Annotated in this window: 14 protein-coding genes; 11 read left to right on the top strand and 3 right to left on the bottom strand. The window is 66.0% G+C overall.

Features of this window, described 5'->3' with window-relative positions:
* The first annotated feature begins 23 nt into the window (after positions 1-23).
* The 11 genes from AC6IY7_RS07650 to AC6IY7_RS07700 all read left to right on the top strand — a co-directional run bounded on the left by AC6IY7_RS07650 (position 24) and on the right by AC6IY7_RS07700 (position 14552).
* A complete protein-coding gene (locus AC6IY7_RS07650; protein WP_497782463.1) occupies positions 24-596 on the top strand; it encodes a hypothetical protein in 573 nt (190 codons plus the stop codon).
* Between the two features lie 107 nt (positions 597-703).
* Positions 704-2110, top strand: coding sequence for an adenosylhomocysteinase (ahcY, locus tag AC6IY7_RS07655; protein ID WP_497782464.1), 1407 nt, complete (start codon positions 704-706; stop codon positions 2108-2110).
* A gap of 239 nt (positions 2111-2349) precedes the next feature.
* Complete coding sequence (locus tag AC6IY7_RS07660; RefSeq protein ID WP_497782465.1) at positions 2350-4887, top strand: PAS domain-containing sensor histidine kinase; 2538 nt, start codon at positions 2350-2352, stop codon at positions 4885-4887.
* Complete coding sequence (gene tsaE, locus AC6IY7_RS07665; RefSeq protein WP_497782466.1) at positions 4884-6416, top strand: tRNA (adenosine(37)-N6)-threonylcarbamoyltransferase complex ATPase subunit type 1 TsaE; 1533 nt, start codon at positions 4884-4886, stop codon at positions 6414-6416. Before AC6IY7_RS07660 ends, tsaE begins: the two co-directional genes overlap by 4 nt.
* Positions 6409-7149 carry a nucleotidyltransferase family protein gene (locus AC6IY7_RS07670; protein ID WP_497782467.1) on the top strand — a complete coding sequence of 247 codons (741 nt, stop codon included), beginning with the start codon at positions 6409-6411 and terminating at the stop codon, positions 7147-7149. Before tsaE ends, AC6IY7_RS07670 begins: the two co-directional genes overlap by 8 nt.
* Positions 7150-7359: 210 nt before the next feature.
* Complete coding sequence (locus AC6IY7_RS07675; RefSeq protein ID WP_497782468.1) at positions 7360-8451, top strand: GGDEF domain-containing protein; 1092 nt, start codon at positions 7360-7362, stop codon at positions 8449-8451.
* A gap of 252 nt (positions 8452-8703) precedes the next feature.
* Positions 8704-10194, top strand: a complete 1491-nt coding sequence (locus AC6IY7_RS07680; RefSeq protein WP_497782469.1) for an NAD(P)/FAD-dependent oxidoreductase — start codon at positions 8704-8706, stop codon at positions 10192-10194.
* 166 nt (positions 10195-10360) lie between these two features.
* Complete coding sequence (locus AC6IY7_RS07685) at positions 10361-10816, top strand: GtrA family protein (RefSeq protein WP_497782470.1); 456 nt, start codon at positions 10361-10363, stop codon at positions 10814-10816.
* Positions 10813-12615: a hypothetical protein gene (locus AC6IY7_RS07690; protein ID WP_497782471.1), complete on the top strand. Its 1803-nt coding sequence runs from the start codon at positions 10813-10815 to the stop codon at positions 12613-12615. Before AC6IY7_RS07685 ends, AC6IY7_RS07690 begins: the two co-directional genes overlap by 4 nt.
* 48 nt (positions 12616-12663) lie before the next feature.
* On the top strand, positions 12664-13650 hold the full coding sequence (locus tag AC6IY7_RS07695; protein WP_497782472.1) for a hypothetical protein: 987 nt from the start codon (positions 12664-12666) through the stop codon (positions 13648-13650).
* Positions 13647-14552, top strand: coding sequence for a heparan-alpha-glucosaminide N-acetyltransferase (locus tag AC6IY7_RS07700; RefSeq protein WP_497782473.1), 906 nt, complete (start codon positions 13647-13649; stop codon positions 14550-14552). Before AC6IY7_RS07695 ends, AC6IY7_RS07700 begins: the two co-directional genes overlap by 4 nt.
* Before the next feature lie 220 nt (positions 14553-14772).
* Here the strand turns inward: AC6IY7_RS07700 and fumC are convergent, their stop codons facing one another.
* The 3 genes from fumC to AC6IY7_RS07715 all read right to left on the bottom strand — a co-directional run bounded on the left by fumC (position 14773) and on the right by AC6IY7_RS07715 (position 17191).
* Positions 14773-16179 carry a class II fumarate hydratase gene (gene fumC / locus AC6IY7_RS07705; protein ID WP_497782474.1) on the bottom strand — a complete coding sequence of 469 codons (1407 nt, stop codon included), beginning with the start codon at positions 16177-16179 and terminating at the stop codon, positions 14773-14775.
* Positions 16180-16253: 74 nt separating this feature from the next.
* Positions 16254-16832 (bottom strand): sigma-70 family RNA polymerase sigma factor, encoded by a 579-nt coding sequence (locus AC6IY7_RS07710; RefSeq protein ID WP_497782475.1) that lies wholly within the window; start codon positions 16830-16832, stop codon positions 16254-16256.
* On the bottom strand, positions 16832-17191 hold the full coding sequence (locus AC6IY7_RS07715) for a NepR family anti-sigma factor (RefSeq protein WP_497782476.1): 360 nt from the start codon (positions 17189-17191) through the stop codon (positions 16832-16834). Before AC6IY7_RS07715 ends, AC6IY7_RS07710 begins: the two co-directional genes overlap by 1 nt.
* Positions 17192-17337 lie beyond the last annotated feature (146 nt).

Here is a 17337-nt window from a genome sequence, read left to right on the forward strand (position 1 = left end):
ACCATCGAAACGGAGCCTGCAAAGTGATCGAGCGCGCGCCGGAAATTCTCTCGCCCGAGGCCCATTCTCATCACGGGGGGGCGTCCTTCCTTCTGCGACAATGGCCTTATTTCGCCATGCTCCTGCTGGCGCTGTTCGGCGTCGCCTATACGAGCGTGACGCGCCAGGGCATGACCACCTATTGGATCGTCCTCGCGCCGATCTTCGGACTGATCAGCATAGTGGCCGGCTGGCCGGAGGCGGAGAACGCCGACGAGAAATGGCGGCTCGTGCGCACGCAGATCCTCCATTGGGGCGCGGTTCTCGCCGCAATGTGCCTCATCTTCATCGGCGATGTGAAGCAGATGATGAATTCGGACAGCAGCGCGCTCACCGTGCTGACGGTGCTGGCGCTCGGCTCCTTCACCGCGGGCATTCACGCCGAGGCCTGGCGTGTGTCGTTCGTCGGGCTGCTGCTGGGCCTCGCCGTGCCGGCGATCGCCTGGCTCGAGGAATCGACGCTGCTGATCCTGCTGATCGTCGCCGTGATCGCGGCTATCGGGGCTTTTGTCTTCCTGCGCGACCGCAAGCCGGCTCGAGTCGCGACGCTCACATAAAGACTTGTTTATATCTTTATTGCATCTGCTCCGCCGCCTTGCTATAGGCGGCCAGGGCCCGTCGCACTCGCCTTCCCACAGGCGAGACAACGCCTGAAGGGAGCGTCATGACCACCCATTTCAACGATTATGTCGTCGCCGACATCGGCCTCGCCGATTGGGGCCGCAAGGAGCTCAACATCGCCGAGACCGAAATGCCCGGTCTGATGGCGACCCGCGCCGAATATGGCCCGTCGCAGCCGCTCAAAGGCGCGCGCGTCGCCGGCTCGCTGCATATGACCATTCAGACGGCCGTGCTGATCGAGACGCTGAAGGCGCTCGGCGCGGATGTCCGCTGGGCGTCGTGCAACATTTATTCGACGCAGGACCACGCCGCTGCGGCCATCGCCGCCGCCGGCACGCCGGTCTTCGCCATCAAGGGCGAGAGCCTCGAGGATTATTGGGACTACACCCATCGCATCTTCGAATGGGGCGACGGCGGCACGCCGAACATAATTCTCGACGATGGCGGCGACGCGACGCTGCTCATCCATCTCGGCCTGCGCGCCGAGAATGGCGACACGGCTTTCCTCGACAAGGCGACCAATGAGGAAGAGGAAGTCCTCTTCGCCGCGATCAAGAAGCGCCTCAAGGCCAATCCGGGCTTCTACAAGCGCAACGCCGAGGCCATCAAGGGCGTGACCGAGGAGACCACCACCGGCGTGCATCGCCTCTATGTCATGCACAAGGAAGGCAAGCTCCTGTGGCCGGCGATCAACGTCAATGATTCGGTCACCAAGTCGAAGTTCGACAATCTCTACGGCTGCCGCGAGTCGTTGGTCGACGGCATTCGCCGCGCCACCGATGTGATGATGGCCGGCAAGGTCGCGTGCATCGCCGGCTATGGCGATGTGGGCAAGGGCTCGGCCGCTTCGCTGCGCAACGCCGGCTGCCGCGTGCTGGTCACCGAGATCGATCCGATCTGCGCGCTGCAGGCGGCGATGGAAGGCTATGAGGTCACGACGATGGAAGACGCGGCCTCGCGCGCCGACATCTTCTGCACCGCGACGGGCAATGTCGACGTCATCACGACCGAGCATATGCGCGCCATGAAGGATCGCGCCATCGTCTGCAACATCGGCCATTTCGACAGCGAGATCCAGGTCTCCGGCCTGCGCAATCTCAAATGGCACAATGTGAAGCCGCAGGTCGACGAGGTCGAGTTCGCCGACGGCAAGCGCATCATCCTGCTCGCCGAAGGCCGCCTGGTGAATCTCGGCTGCGCGACCGGCCATCCGTCCTTCGTGATGTCCGCGTCCTTCACCAACCAGACGCTGGCGCAGATCGAGTTGTGGACCAAGCAGGGCCAGTATCCGGTCGGCGTCTACACGCTGCCCAAGCATCTCGACGAGAAGGTCGCGGCGCTGCATCTCGACAAGATCGGCGTGAAGCTCACCAAGATGACCGAGCAGCAGGCCGCCTATCTGAACCTGCCGCAGAGCGGCCCGTTCAAGCCGGACCACTACCGCTACTGATTTCTCTCGCCTGCGAGAGCGAGACGGCGGAGCGATTCTCTCGCTCCGCCGTTTTTTTTCGCGACGCCAGTTCGGCGAAATCCTTAGGCGCCAATCTCCCGGTCACGATCTGCGTTTCACTTTTCGACGGCGCGCTTTAGATTAGACGCGATTCGAGACGGCGCCTCGGTGGCGCGCGGACGGCTTACGGCGTTTGTTTGCGATGAGCCTTTGCAAATCGAACGTGGAGACCTGTTCGCATGTGTCACGATGCGGCCTTCGGGCCGAAAGCGTTGCCGCCTGCGCGACGTCGGGAAGCGTCCTCGACGCTCGTTCGCGGCGTGGCGCGTGGGCTCACGACGGCCAGCCTCTTGCCGCTCGGCGGGCCGGCGCGGGCGGAGGCGCTCGCCAATCTTCTCGCCACCACGAATAACGCCGAATTCGTCAATCTCGCTCTGACCGGCGGGCTCGCGCTTTTTGCTGTCGTCGTCGCCTTCACCCATCTCGGCGAGCGCAAGGCGTGGAGCCGTCGCGAGGCGCGTCTTGCCGCCGAGCTCGAAGCGACGCGCACGCGGCTCGATCGCGCCGAGATTTTTCTGTCGAGCGAGCCACAACTGTTCGTCTCCTGGGACAATGCCGCGGGCGAGCCGGACATAGAGAACGGCCTCAACGATCCGGCCTTCGCGCGGCGCGTGCTCGCCTTCGGCACTTGGCTCGGCCCGGAGGAGGCGAGCGCGCTCCAAGAGCGCATCGATCGGCTGCGCCAGAATGGCGACGGTTTTCATCTCTCGCTCGCCAGCCTGCAGGGCCGGCGCTTCGACGCCGAGGGCCGCGCCGTCGCCGGCCGCGCCGTGCTGCGTATCCGCGAAGTCTCCGGCGAGCGGCTGGAGCTGCTGTCGCTGCGCGAGCGCCACACGCGCAGCGTGGCCGAGGTGGACGGGCTGCGCGCTCTGCTCGAGGCGCTGCCGACGCCGGTCTGGATGCGCGACGCCGAGGGCCGACTCGTTTTCGTGAACTCGGCCTATGCGCAGGCGGTGGAGGCGGAAAATCCGGCCGACGCGCTGCGTCGTCAGATCGAGCTGCTGGACAATGACGCGCGCACGCAGGCCCAGGCGGCGCGCGCCCAAGACGACGTATGGCGCGCGCGGGTGACGGCGGTCGTCGCCGGAGAGCGGCATCGTCTCGATATCGTCGAGGCGCCCTGCCATGGCGCCGCCGCGGCTCTCGCCATCGATCGCCATGAGATCGACACGACGCGCGCCGATCTCGAGCAGCAGATGCAGGCGCATTCGCGCACGCTGGATCAATTGCCCATCGCCGTCGCTATTTTCGATCGCGCCAGGCGCCTCGTCTATCGCAACGCCGCCTATGAGAGTCTCTGGCCGCTCGACAGGGCCTATCTGGATCAGGGGCCGAGCGACAGCGAGATCCTCGATCGCCTGCGCGCCGAGCAGCGCCTTCCCGTCGAAGCCGATTACAAGGCCTGGAAGGCGCGCCTGCTGGAGGCCTATCAGGCGTCCGAAGAGCATCACGTGCATGTCTGGCACATGCCGAACGGACGCACGCTGCGCGTCGTGGTCAACGCCAATCCGCAAGGCGGCGTCACCTATCTCTATGACGATGTGAGCGAGCGCTATTTCCTCGAATCGCGTTTCCATGCGCTCGACCGCATGCAGAACGAGACGCTGGAAAATCTGCGCGAGGGCGTCGCCGTCTTCGGCCCGGACGGAAGGCTGCGCTTCTGCAATCCCGCCTTCCTCGCGCTCTGGGCGCTGGACAAGCATATTCTCGACGACAAGCCGCGTTTCGACGCCGTGGCCAATCTGTGCCGGCCGCTGCATCTCAACGAGGAGACCTGGACCGAATTGCGCGGCTTCGTGACCGGGCTGCAGGACATGCGCCAGGGCTTCACGCGGCGCATCGAGCGCTCGGATGGCGTCGTGCTCGACTGCACGGCGCAGCCTTTGCCGGAAGGCGCGGCGCTGCTCACCTTCGTCGATGTCACCGCGGGCGTGAATGTCGAGCGCGCGCTCACCGAGCGCAATCAGGCGCTGATCGCGGCGGAGAAGATCCGCAACGACTTCGTCCATCATGTGTCCTACGAGCTGCGCTCGCCGCTCAACAACATCATCGGCTTCATCCATCTGCTCGGCGAGAAGACGACCGGCGAACTCAACGCCAAGCAGCTCGAATATCTCGGCTATGTCGGCAAATCCTCGGCGGCGCTGCTGGCCATCATCAACGATATTCTCGATCTCGCGACGATCGACAGCGACGCCATGGAGCTCGAGCTCGAGGAGGTCGACGCCGCCGACGCCATGCGCGCCGCGGCCGAGGGCGTTCAGGACCGGCTCGCCGAGAACGACATAGAGTTGCAGATCGTCGCCACCGGCGAGGTCGGGCGCTTTCGCGGCGACGGCAAGCGCATCCGCCAGATCCTGTTCAACCTGCTCGCCAATGCGATCGGCTTTTCTCGGCCGGGACAAACGATTACGCTCGCGGCATTGCGGCGGGAGGGGGAAATCGTGTTCAAGGTCGCCGATCGGGGGCGGGGCATCGCCCCGGACGTCCTCGAGAAAGTCTTCGACCGCTTCGAGTCGCACACCTCTGGCTCTCGCCACAGGGGCGTCGGGCTCGGCCTCTCCATCGTTCGCGCCTTCACCGAGCTGCATGGCGGGCGCGTGCTCATCGATTCCGCGCTCGGCGAAGGCACCACCGTCACCTGCATCTTCCCGGCGCCCCAGGGCGCCGGGAAGATGCAGGATGTCACGCAGCGTGAAAAAGGACAGGCCTCATGACCGAAGAGGCCGAATGGCTGATCGACGTCGCCGACGAAACGCAGACCGCCGAGCTCGCCGCGCGGCTCGCGCCGCTCATTCGCGACACGGTGCGGCTCGTCACCCTCTCCGGCGATCTCGGCGCGGGCAAGACGGCCTTTGCGCGCGCGCTGATCCGCGCTCTGGCGCAGGACCCGACGCTGGAGACGCCGAGCCCCACCTTCACGCTGATGCAGCTCTATGAGACGCCGTCCTGCCGCATTCTCCACGCCGATCTCTATCGCATCGCCGGCGGCGAGGCGGAGCTCGAGGCCATGGGCTTCGAGGAGGCGGCCGAGGATGCGCTGGTGCTGGTCGAATGGCCCGAGCGCGCGCCCGGCCTCTTCGCCGGCGAGCGTATGGATGTGCGGCTCGCCTTCGCCGCGCCGGAGACGCCGGATGCGCGCCGCATCGGCATCCTCGCCCATGGCAAGGCGGCGGGGCGGCTCAAAGCCTTCCGTTCCATGCGCGAGTTTCTGGAGCGCGCCGGCTGGTGCGACGCCTCGCGGGAATATCTGCAGGGCGACGCCTCCTCGCGCGTCTATGAGGTGCTGCGCCGGCCGGATGGCGCGCAGGCCATATTGATGATCTCGCCGGCGCGGCCGGACGGCCCGCCGATCCGCTATGGCAAGCCCTATAGCGCCATCGCCCGGCTCGCCGAGACGGTGAAGCCCTTCGTCGCCATGGCCGACGCGCTGCGCGCGCAGGGCCTCTCCGCGCCGCAGATCTACGCCTATGATCTCTCCGCCGGATTCGTGCTGCTCGAGGATCTCGGCCGCGACGGCGTCGTCGCCGCGGGCGCGCCCATCGCCGATCGCTATTTCGAGGCGCTGTCGGCGCTCGCGCCGCTTCATGCCCGCCGCCTGCCGGATGTGCTCCCGGTCGAGGGCGCGAGCCCCTATCATGTCCCGCCCTATGATCTCGACGCGCTGCTGATCGAGGTCGAGCTGCTGCTCGAATGGTATGCGAGCCGCGTCGGCGGCGGCGGCATCTCCTCCGGGGCCAAGGCGACCTTTGTCAATCTCTGGCGGCAGGCGCTGATCGAGATCGTGATGTCGGCGCCGACCTGGAGCTTGCGCGATTTTCATTCGCCCAATCTGCTCTGGCTCGCCGACCGCGAGGGAACGGCGCGCGTCGGCGTCATCGATTTCCAGGACGCCGTGCTCGGCCATCCGGCCTATGACGTCGTCTCGCTGACGCAGGACGCGCGCGTCGACGTGCCGGACGAGCTGGAAATGCGGCTGCTCGGCTATTACGCGCGCAAGCGCCGCGAGGCCGACCCTTTGTTCGATATGCCGGCTTTCGCGCGCGCCTACGCCATTCTCGGCGCCCAGCGCGCGACGAAAATCCTCGGCATTTTCGCGCGGCTCGACCAGCGCGACCGCAAGCCGCAATATCTCGTTCATCTGCCGCGCGTCGAAACCTATCTGCGCAAGGGCCTGCGTCATCCCGCGCTCGCCGATCTCGAGGCCTGGTATGTCGCGCATCTCCCGGCGCTCTTTCATGCCTGACGCGGCTTTCGTCTTCGCGGCCGGGCTCGGCTCGCGCATGCGGCCCTTGACCGACCGGCTGCCCAAGCCGCTCGTCGCCATCGCCGGCGTGACGCTGCTCGATCGCGCGCTGGACGCTTTCGCGGCGGCGGGCGTCGCCACGGCGATCGTCAATGTCCATCACCTCGCCGATCAGATCGAGCGGAGCCTCGAGGGGCGGGTGCGCCCGCGCGTCATCGTCTCCGACGAGCGCGAGAGGCTGCTCGACCAGGGCGGCGGCATCAAGAAGGTCCTGCCCCAATTCAGCGGGCGGCCTTTTTTCATCTGCAACACGGACGCCTTCTGGATCGGCGCGCGCGACGATAATCTGCGCCGCCTCGCCGAGCTGTGGGACCCGAAGATCATGGATGTCGCCCTGCTGCTCGCCCCGCGCCTCGGCAGCGTCGGAGTCGAATGGGACGGCGATTTCCATCGCGCCGAGGACGGTAGGCTGACGAAGCGCGCCGCTGGCGAGACGGCCGATCACGTATATGCCGGGATCGGCATCGTGAAACCGCAGCTTTTCGAGAGCGTGGAGCAGGAGGCGTTCGGGCTCGCGCCGTTCTTTTTCCGGGCGGCGGAGCAGGGACGGCTTTTCGGTGTTGCGCTGGACGGCAAATGGCTGCATGTCGGCACGATGGCGGCGATAGAGGAGGCCGAGCGCGCCGTCGCGGAGGAGAAAAACCGGCCGGGTCGAGTGGAAGCGGAAGGATAGAGCGCAGGGTCCAGATTTTTTACCTTCGCGACATCTTGCCCGGCGACGACGCGACGGCGTTGCTGTTTATGACTTTCAGAGCATGGCATATTCGATGCAAAGTTTCGGCCGGAGCGCCGAACGTCCAGGCGTCCCCGTTATTTGCAACTCATGGGATCGTGAAACGCGATGATCGCATTGGCGCCGACCTTATTTTTATTTGGCGCCTTCATGCTCTCGCTGCTGGGCGTCTTCCTCTATGCGATCTGGCGCGGCGACGAGGAAGCGGAAGAATTATGGTGGTGGGCCGCGGTCTTCGCGACGGCCGGCGCCTCGGCGCTCTGCTACGCCTTTCGCAACGAGGCGGAATGGCTGTCGATCATTTTTGGAAACGCCCTCACCCTATGGGCGAGCGGTCTGCTGTGGACGGGCGTCGTCGTTTTCGTCGGCAGGCCGGTTCGGCCGCTGCTCGCCGCGCTCGGCGGCGTGATCTGGATCGCTGGACTCTGGCGCGCGGAACTTCACTTTCGAATCGCGGAAATCTCCGCCGTCTCGGCGCTCTACGAAGCCGCCGCCGCCGTCGAGCTGTTCCGTTACAATCGCATCCGCGACCAGCGCCTCGTCTCGTCGCATGCGACCGCCTGGATTCTCGCGCTGCAGGCGGGGTTCGACGCCGCGCTGGCGATCGCCGCGCCCTTTCTCGCGGTCGACGACGAGAGCTTCGTCACCAGCCCCTATCTGAAATATCGCTTCCTCGAGCTTTCCGGCTTCATCGCCATTCTCGGCTTTCTTTTGGCGCTTCTCTCCAAGGAGCGCCTCGCCAGCCGGCGCGAGATCGCGGCGATGATCGATCCGCTGACGGGCCTGCCCAATCGACGCGCCTTCGATCGGGCGGTCGAGCGCGCGAAGCGTTCGGTTTCGTCGCCGGCGACGGCGGTGCTCGTCTTCGATCTCGACAATTTCAAATATATCAACGACCGCTTCGGCCATGCGATCGGCGACCGCGTGCTGGCCGCTTTCGGCGCGACGGCGACGCGCAATATTCGTTCGAGCGACATGCTGGCGCGCATCGGCGGCGAGGAATTCGTCGCCATTCTCGCCCCGGCCGATCAGGCGAGCGCATTGGCGATCGCGGAGCGCATTCGTTCCGCCTTCATCCGCGACGCCGCGCATCTGGCGGAAGGCGCGGCGACCGTCAGCGTCGGCGTCACCGTGCTCGAGGGCGCGGCGCCGGATCTCGCGGCCATGACGCGCATCGCCGACGATGCGCTCTATCGCGCCAAGGCCGAAGGGCGAAACCGCGTCATTTTCGCGAGCGCATGAAGCCTCGCCGACGTCGGAAACGCGTCAAGACAAAAGAGGGTTTCGAAAGAGCGCGCCTGAAGTTCGCTCTTCGAGACACGTCAATTCATCTGACGCAGACCACGAGAGTCTTTCCGTGTTTCGATGAAACAGGGCGAGGCCCTGAGCGTAACAGCGCGTTAACCAAAGCTCGTCCATAGTGCCCCCTACGTGCCGTGAGCCTTGCCGCATGACGCGGCCGGCCCGCGCATCCCACGCTGTTTCAGGGCCGTCATGGGCGAGATCATCGAATCGATAGTGATCGGCGCGGGGCCCGCTGGCCTCACCGCCGCTTATATTCTCGCGAAGAACGGACGCGAGGTTCTCGTCCTCGAGCAGGACGAAACCTATGTCGGCGGCATCAGCCGCACTGCGAGCTACAAGCGCTTTCTCTTCGACATCGGCGGGCATCGCTTCTTCTCCAAGTCGAAGGAGATCGTCGATCTCTGGGACGAGCTGCTCCCGCATGATTTCATCGAGCGCCCGCGTCTGTCGCGCATCTTCTATCGCGAGAAATTCTACGCCTATCCGCTGAAGGCGTTCGAGGCGCTGAAGAATCTCGGCATTTTCGAGAGCGCGCTCTGCATGACGTCCTTCGCTTTCGCCAAGGCGTTTCCGGTGAAGGAGCCGCGCTCCTTCCATCAATGGGTGCGCAATCAATTCGGCGAGCGTCTCTTCGGCATCTTCTTCAAGACCTATACGGAAAAGGTCTGGGGCATGAGCTGCGACGAGATTTCCGCGGATTGGGCGGCGCAGCGCATCAAGGGGCTGAGCCTCGGCGCGGCGATCGTCGACGGATTGCGCCGCTCGTTGAAGCTCGGCAAATCCGGCGGAACGGCGAAGACGCTGATCGAATCCTTCCGCTATCCGCGCCGTGGCCCCGGCATGATGTGGGAAGCCGCCGCGCGCAAGATGCAAAAGCTCGGCGGCCGCCTGCAAATGGGCCGCAAGGTGGAGGCGCTCGCCTTCGACGAAGCGAGCGGTATTTGGACGGTCACGACGCGCGATTCGCAGGGCGCCAGCGAGACTCATCGCGCGCGCAATGTGCTCTCCTCCGCGCCGCTGCGCGAGGTGATGAATGCGCTGACGCCGACGCCGCTCAGCCTGTTCAACGCGCGCGCGCTGGCCTATCGCGATTTTCTCACTGTGGTGCTGATCGGACGGCCGCGACACGAGTTCCCCGACAATTGGATTTATATTCATGATCCGTCGGTGCAGGTCGGCCGCGTGCAGAATTTCAAATCCTGGTCGCCGGAGATGATCGCCGATGGCGTCTCCATTTGCCTCGGCCTCGAATATTTCTGCTTCGAGGGCGATGGTTTGTGGAACGCCGCCGACGCCGACCTCGTCGCGCTCGCGAAACAGGAGATCGAGAAGATCGGCCTCATGAAGGCGGAGGATGTGCGCGACGCCTGCGTCGTGCGCCAGGCCAAGGCCTATCCGGTCTACGACGATTCCTACGCCGCCAATGTGCAGGCGATCCGCCTCGAGCTCGCCGCGCGCTTTCCCGGCCTGCATCTCGTCGGCCGCAACGGCATGCACAAATACAACAACCAGGATCATGCGATGATGACCGGCATGTTGACCGCGCTCAACATCATCGCCGGCCGCGCGCTCTATGACGTCTGGGGCGTGAACGAGGACGCCGAATATTCGGAGGCCGGCGTCTCCGGCGCCGAGCAGGCTCTGGCGAGCGAGCGTCTCGTGCCGAAGCGGGTCGCCTAGTGGCTTGCGCTCTCGTGAGGAAAGGCCATCGCGCCCCCTCCCTCCCTCTCTGCGCGGGAGAGGGGGCGGCCGACATTCCGCGACATCTCGATGCAGCGCGCGATCTGCTCCCTCTCCCGCGTAGCGGGGGAGGGCTGGGGAGGGGGACTTCGCGTCTCGGCTTCGAATGATGCAGAGCACGAGCGCCTCGACGCATCGCGTCTTCGCCGCAACGCGCGTGCTGCGCGATCTCATCGCCTATGGGCTGGCGAGCGGCGCGGCGCTGGCGCTCGACTATGGCCTGCTGCTGCTCTGTCAAAAGACGCTCGGCCTGCCCTATCTCGTCGCGGCGGCGATCGGCTTTTCCGGCGGGCTCGCGCTCGTTTATGGGCTCAGCGTCACACTGGTGTTTCGTGATCGCCGCAGCGTGCGGCCGGCGTCGGAATTCTCCGTCTTCTGCGCTATCGGCCTCGCCGGATTGCTGCTGACCGAGGCGCTGATGCTTTTCTTCGTCGGCCGTCTCGGCTTCGATCCCGCCTTTGCGAAAATTCCGACCGCGGGCGTCGTCTTCCTGTTCAATTTCACCGCGCGCCGCGCGCTCTTGTTCTCGGCGCCCGCGTCGGGCGCGAAGGCCTCCGCGTGAGCGCGCTCACCGGCGAGGCGACGGAAATCCGCGCGCGCGCGCGCCGCGAAATTCCACTTCTCGCCGCCGTCATCCCCGCGCTCGCCGGCGCCGCGCTGTCGACGCTGCCCCCCGCGCGCGCGATATGGAGCGCCGGCGAATTCTACGATTCCGACGACGCTATGCGCGCCGTGCAGCTCCGCGATCTCCTCGCCGGCCAATCCTGGTTCGATATGACGGCGCGCCGGCTCGATCCGCCGGACGGGCTCTTCATGCATTGGTCGCGCATCGTCGATACGCCGCTCGCCGGGCTCGATCTGTTGTTCGGGCTGTTTCTCGCGCCGGATATGGCCGAGCGCGCGACGCGGCTCGTCTTTCCTTTCGTCTGCCTGGCTCTGCTCTTCGCGCTCGCCGCTTTCGTCGCGCGCGTCGTCGCCGATCGCTCGGCGCGCATCGTCGCCGTGTGGCTGGTCTTTCTCTCGGCGCCCATGTTCATGCAATTCACGCCGGGCCGCATCGATCATCATGCGCCGCAGATCGTTCTGCTGATGGCGAGCTTCGGCCTCGTCGCGCTCGGCCTCGATTCCAGGCGCCTGCTCGCGCTCGCGGCGGCCGCCGCGCCGCTGTCGCTGTCGCTGGCGATCAGTCTCGAAAATCTCCCTTTCTTCGTCGTGCTGCTCGCGGCGCCCGCGATCCTCTTTCTGCTCGAGGGCGAAGCGGCGTCGCGGCGCCTGCGCTCTTTCGCGCTCGGGCTGCTCGTCTTCGCGCCGCTGACTTTCGTGGCGACGGTCGCGCCGTCGCGATATGGCCTCTCGGCCTGCGACGCCTATTCGGCGGCGCATATTCGCGCGCTCATCGTCGGCGCGCTCGGCTTCGCGGCGCTCGCCGCATTGACGCCGCGTCTCGAAAGTCCGGCGCGTCGCATCGCCGGGCTCGGCCTCGTCGGCGCCGCCGCGCTCGGCGCATTCCTCGCCAGCGCGCCGCAATGTCTCGGCGATCCGCTGGTCGGGCTCGATCCGCTGCTGCGCGATCTCTGGCTGTCCCATGTCACCGAGGCCAAGCCGCTGAAGGCGTTTCTCGGCGATCCGGCGCTGCTCGTCTCCACCGCGGCGCCGGTGCTGCTCGGCCTTCTCGCGGCGTTCGTCCTCGCCTGGCGTGCGCAGGGTCTCGCGCGCGGGCGTTGGGCGATGCTCGCGGCGGCGATCCTCATCGGCTTTTGCGCCGCGCTCTGGCAGATCCGCGTCTTTTCTTCCGTCACGCCGCTGGCGATGATCGCGCTCGCCGGCGCCGCTGCGGCCATTTCCGCGCGGCTCGCTTCGGTGACGCCGCTGTTGCGCGGCCTCAGCGTCGGCCTGCTGTGCCTTTGCGTCTCGCCCATGGGCCTCGCCCTGGCGCTGCAATCGGAAGGCGACGCCGCCCCCCTGGAGACGCGCCGCGCCTGCCTCGAGGCCGGCGCCTTCTCATCCCTCGCGGCGCTGCCGCCGGCGCGCATCGTCGCGCCCGTGGATATGGGGGCGCATATCCTCGCCTTCACGCCGCATTATGTCTTCGCGGCGCCCTATCATCGCGACAATCGCGGCAATCGCCTCGCGGTCGACGCTTTTCTGGCCGAGCCCGCCGCGGCCGAGCGCCTGCTGCGCGCCGCGGGCGCCGAGCTGCTGCTCTGGTGCGGCGGCGGCGAGACCGGAAACGCCCTCACCGAGCGCGCCCCGCATGGGCTGGCGGCGGCGCTCGCGCGCGGCGAGAGCGTCCCCTTCCTCGAGAAAATCCCACTCGAGCACTCGCCTTTCCATGTTTTCGCCCTGCGTCCTGCGCAATAATATCGGGCGCATCGTCGCCCCCGCCGCTACAGGAATCCGATACCGCCCATGTCCGCACCGCTGATCGACCGCCGCCGGCTTCTCCTCGCCGCCTCGAGCCTGCCCTTCGCCCGGCCGTCCTTCGCGCAGCAGGCGCAGGAGCCGGAGGAGGATCTGCAAGTGCGGATCGAGAACCGATCCGCGCCCGAGCTCTGCGCCGAAAAAGACAATATCGAGCTCGATTTCGTCTCGCCGCAGGTGCGGCGCATGCGCGTGCAGGCGATTCATCCCTCCTATATCGGCATGATCGGCTCCGATCGCTGGGCGCCGGATTGGACGAGCTGCGATCTCTCGCATGATCCCAAATTCGCCGCCGACGCGCGCCGCCACACTTTTTGGGAGACGCCCGAATTCTGGTTGGTCGGCTACACGTTTCCGTCCTTCTGGCGGCCGAATGACGTGCCGGTGCGGGTCGGCGACCGCGTCGAGACGGGCTTTCATCTCGTGCAGCTGTGGATGACCTATCGCGAGCGCGCCGAAGAAATTCTCGTCTTCTATCCGCCGGACGGCTATTGGCGCGCGCGGCCGCTGCCCTTCGAGGATATGCGTTGGACGGCCTATGGCTCCTCCTTCCTCATCGGCCCGGTGGAGGTGCAGGAGCGCCCCATCGTGGCGTTGAACGAGATCGTCTTCGATCCGCAGACGCGCAGCTTCACCCTGCGTTTCCGCCGTGGCGGCGAGGCGCGGCTACGTCTCGCGACCATCGATCAGGATCGCATCGTGCTCGATGTCTCCTATAGCGACGCAATGCCGGACGGACTGCCCTTCGCCTCGCTGCGGTCGATGTACACCACGCAGTCGATGAGCGACGCCGCGCTGGTCGCCTGGCGCGCCAAGCGCGGCATAGGCTGGCAGGAGGCCCCGGTCATCGGCTTTCCCGGCGCGCCGGCGACGGAGATCTGGCTCGGCCGGCATATGCCCTCGCGCCATAATCTCTCGGCGCCGGATATGGTGTTCGGCAAATTCCAATCGACGGCGACGACGGCGGTCAAATGACCGCGCGGTTCTTATGGCTCGATGTCGCGCGCGGCCTCGCCGTGCTGGCCATGTTCGCCTTTCACTTCGGCTGGGACCTCGGCCATTTCGGCCATATCGATCCGGATATTCCCTATACGGACGCCTATAAGGCTTTCGGCCATGCGACCGCGGCGAGCTTTCTGTTCATCGCGGGCGTATCGCTCGCGCTGGCGCATGGACGCGTCTTTCGAGCCGGCGCCTATTGGCGCAGGCTCGCGCTCCTCATCGGCGCCGCGCTGCTGGTGAGCGGCGGAACCTATGTCGCCTTCCCGTCGAGCTTCGTCTTCTTCGGCATTCTGCATTGCATCGCCGCGGCGAGCCTGCTGGCTCTGCCGTTTCTGTTCCTGCCCTGGCCGGCGGCTTTCGTCGCGGGCGTCGCGCTCGTCGCCGCGTCGTTCTTCGCGCGCGCGCCTTTCTTCGATGCGCCCGTCTTCTGGTGGATGGGGCTATCGACATTCGAGCCGCTGACCAATGATTATCGGCCGCTCGCGCCTTGGGCGGGCGCGCTGCTGATCGGCGTCGGCGCGGCCAAGCTGGCGCGCCTCGGCTCTGCGGTCGTCAAGGATTCGCGCGGCGGCGCGCCGACGCGGGGCCTCGCCTTTCTCGGGCGGCACAGTCTCGCGCTCTATCTCATCCATCAGCCTGTGTTCTTCGCGGGCTTCACCGCGGCGGCAATGCTGCTCGCGCCGATGCAGAATGCGGGTTTCGAGGAGGCCTGCCGCGCGCAATGCGTCGCCTCGGGCGCGGACGCTCAGAAATGCGAAAAGGCCTGCGATTGCGCGGCGCGCGAGGCGGCGCGGGAGGATATTCTGCCCGAGGCTACGACAGACGAAGGACGCGCGCGTCTCGAGCGAATCGCGCGCTCTTGCGTGGCGAAGTGATCGATCGATTCGGTCGCCGCCTGATCGGGTGAAGGTTTCCTCATCCTGAGGAGCCCGACTTTGGCGCGGGCGTCTCGAAGGACGAGGAAACCGTCAGCGGCGTTTTCTGGAGCTCGCCCTCGTGCTTCGAGACGGCGGTGGCGCCGCCTCCTCAGCATGAGGGCGAGGGTGATTGTTATCGATTGTCGGCATGAACGCGCGATGATCGTTTCGACCGCCCTCAATCATTCGGCGCGAGCATATTCTCCGGCCGCACCAGCGCGTCGAATTCCGCGTCCGTCACCTTGCCGGACTTCAGCGCCTCCTCGCGCAGCGTCGCGCCATTGTGATGCGCGGCGCGGGCGATCTTGGAGGCGGCGTCATAACCGATCTTGGGCGCGAGCGCCGTCACCAGCATCAGCGAGCGCTCCAGGAAATTCTTGATATTCGCCTCGTCCGGCTCGATCCCGTCGACGCAGCGGGTGATGAAGCTGTCGATGCCGTCGGCGAGCAATATCGTCGATTCGAGCAGCGCCGCGGCGATGACCGGCTTCAGCACGTTGAGCTCTAGATGGCCCTGCGAGGCGGCGAAGGTGATCGTCGCATTATTGCCGAAGACGCGCGTGCAGACCATGGTCAGCGCTTCGACCTGGGTCGGATTGACCTTGCCCGGCATGATGGAGGAGCCAGGCTCGTTCTCGGGCAGCTTCAGCTCGGCGAGGCCGGCGCGCGGGCCGCAGCCGAGCAGGCGAATGTCGCAACCGATCTTATAGAGACCCGCCGCGAGCGCATTCAGCGCGCCATGAGCGAAGACTGCGGCGTCATGGGCGGCGAGCGCCTCGAATTTATTCGGCGCCGTGACGAAGGGCAGGCCGGTCTGCGCCGCGATTCTTGCGGCGACCGCCTCGGCGAAGCCTTTGTAAGTGTTGACGCCCGTGCCGACGGCGGTGCCGCCCTGGGCGAGCAGGAACAAATCCTCGAGCCCCTGGCGGATGCGCTTGGCGCCGAACTCCGCCTGAGCGGCGTAGCCGGAGAATTCCTGGCCGAGAGTGACCGGCGTCGCATCCTGCAAATGGGTGCGGCCGATCTTGACGATATGCTCGAAGGCCTTGGATTTGGCGGCCAGCGCCGCGTGCAGCCGCTCCACCGCCGGCAGCAGGCGCTGCGAGATGGCGATCGCCGCAGCGACATGAATCGCCGTCGGGAAGCTGTCGTTGGAGGATTGGCCGAGATTGACGTGGTCGTTCGGGTGAACCGGCTCCTTGGCCCCGCGGCCGGCGCCCAGCGCCTCATTGGCGCGATTGGCGATCACCTCATTGACGTTCATGTTCGATTGCGTGCCGGAGCCGGTCTGCCAGACGACGAGCGGGAAATGCTCGTCCAGCCTGCCCTCGATCACCTCGCGGGCGGCGGCGGCAATGGCGGCGGCGACCTCCGGCTTCAGCAGGCCTTTTTCGAGATTGGCCTCGGCGGCGGCGAGCTTCACCCGCGCCAGCGCATGGATGATCTCGATCGGCATGCGGCCGACGCCGATGGGGAAATTCTGCCGCGACCGCTCCGTTTGCGCGCCCCAATAGGCGGAGGCCGGAACCTCTATGTCGCCGAAGGAATCACGCTCGGTTCGGAATTCGGTCGTCTTTTCGCTCATGGGTCTCGCTCGGGTCTCGCTCGCAGGAAAATTCTAAGGCTCGAGCTTCCCTATGGGGCATTTCGGCCCGTCTATCAATCATTGCCCGTGCGCGGCAGAATCGATTGCTCGCCGATGAAATAGCAATCGCCGATGTCGCTCGTCGAAGAGAGCGAGAGAACCTCGGCGAGCCGGTTGCGGGCGCGATTGACTCTGCTTTTCATCGTGCCGGGCGCGCAATTGCAGATCGCCGCCGCCTCCTCATAGGAGAGGCCCGAGGCGGCGACCAGGATCAGCGCCTCGCGCTGGTCGAGCGGAAGCTTCTGCAGAGCGGTGCGGAAGTCGAGAAAATCCATATGGGCGTTCTGCGCCGGCAGCGACACCAGCCGCGCGGCGATGGCGCCGTCGGGATCCGGCGCCTCGCGCCGCCGCTTGCGATAGTCGCTGTAGTGGATGTTGCGCAGAATGGTGAACAGCCAGGCCGTGAGATTGGTGCCTTCGGTGAAGGAGGCGAGGCTGCTCCAGGCCTTGACCAGAGTCTCCTGGACGAGGTCGTCGGCGCGGTCGGCATTGCCGCAAAGCGAAACCGCGAATGCGCGCAGATTGGGGATCGCCGCGACGAGATCGGCTTTCGTCCCCGTTCCTCCGGCCTTCGCCGCTGCGGATGTCGACACTATCCCTCCCCGGGCGTCTTCGACCGAGATCGGGATATCGGGTCGCTCTCGAGCTGGTTCAAGAGCTCTAGGAAACGATCCGGGATGGGCTGATTGAGGATGTCGTCATAGAGGCCGCGGAGCTGTTCGCCGATCTGCTCGCCCACATCATTGGGGGCTTCGGCCTTGGAGCGCGGGCTCCGCGACGGGCGGCGGGAGTTCAGGACGACGAGCCCATCGCTGTCGGCGGCGTCCTGCGCGACGGCCGTATCGGTCGTCCTGTCCTCTATCTCTGTGGCTTCGTTTGTGCTCAAGGCGGCGGCAGTGGACTTCCGGCTGCTTTTTACCATCTGCTCCTCGAGAATTCTCGTGAGGCCCAACTCTGGCGAGCGGACGCGGCCGCGCTAGTACTGCATTGCGCCGACCAACTCACAACGCTAATTTTACCAAATAGTTCCCGTATTTCAGGCGACGATTTGACGCAGCATCACCGCGCCATGATGGCGTGACTTTCGCAACGCGAAAC

It is taken from the genome of Methylosinus sp. is20ea, from assembly GCF_059718135.1.

Excerpts from the sequence above, each read along its gene's own strand:
- AC6IY7_RS07700 (WP_497782473.1), top strand. The coding sequence starts at position 13,647 with ATGACCGCGCGGTTCTTATGGCTCGATGTCGCGCGCGGCCTCGCCGTG.
- AC6IY7_RS07695 (WP_497782472.1), top strand. The coding sequence starts at position 12,664 with ATGTCCGCACCGCTGATCGACCGCCGCCGGCTTCTCCTCGCCGCCTCG.
- fumC (WP_497782474.1), bottom strand. The coding sequence starts at position 16,179 with ATGAGCGAAAAGACGACCGAATTCCGAACCGAGCGTGATTCCTTCGGC.
- AC6IY7_RS07680 (WP_497782469.1), top strand. The coding sequence starts at position 8,704 with ATGGGCGAGATCATCGAATCGATAGTGATCGGCGCGGGGCCCGCTGGC.
- AC6IY7_RS07670 (WP_497782467.1), top strand. The coding sequence starts at position 6,409 with ATGCCTGACGCGGCTTTCGTCTTCGCGGCCGGGCTCGGCTCGCGCATG.
- AC6IY7_RS07660 (WP_497782465.1), top strand. The coding sequence starts at position 2,350 with ATGTGTCACGATGCGGCCTTCGGGCCGAAAGCGTTGCCGCCTGCGCGA.
- tsaE (WP_497782466.1), top strand. The coding sequence starts at position 4,884 with ATGACCGAAGAGGCCGAATGGCTGATCGACGTCGCCGACGAAACGCAG.
- ahcY (WP_497782464.1), top strand. The coding sequence starts at position 704 with ATGACCACCCATTTCAACGATTATGTCGTCGCCGACATCGGCCTCGCC.
- AC6IY7_RS07685 (WP_497782470.1), top strand. The coding sequence starts at position 10,361 with ATGATGCAGAGCACGAGCGCCTCGACGCATCGCGTCTTCGCCGCAACG.
- AC6IY7_RS07675 (WP_497782468.1), top strand. The coding sequence starts at position 7,360 with ATGCTCTCGCTGCTGGGCGTCTTCCTCTATGCGATCTGGCGCGGCGAC.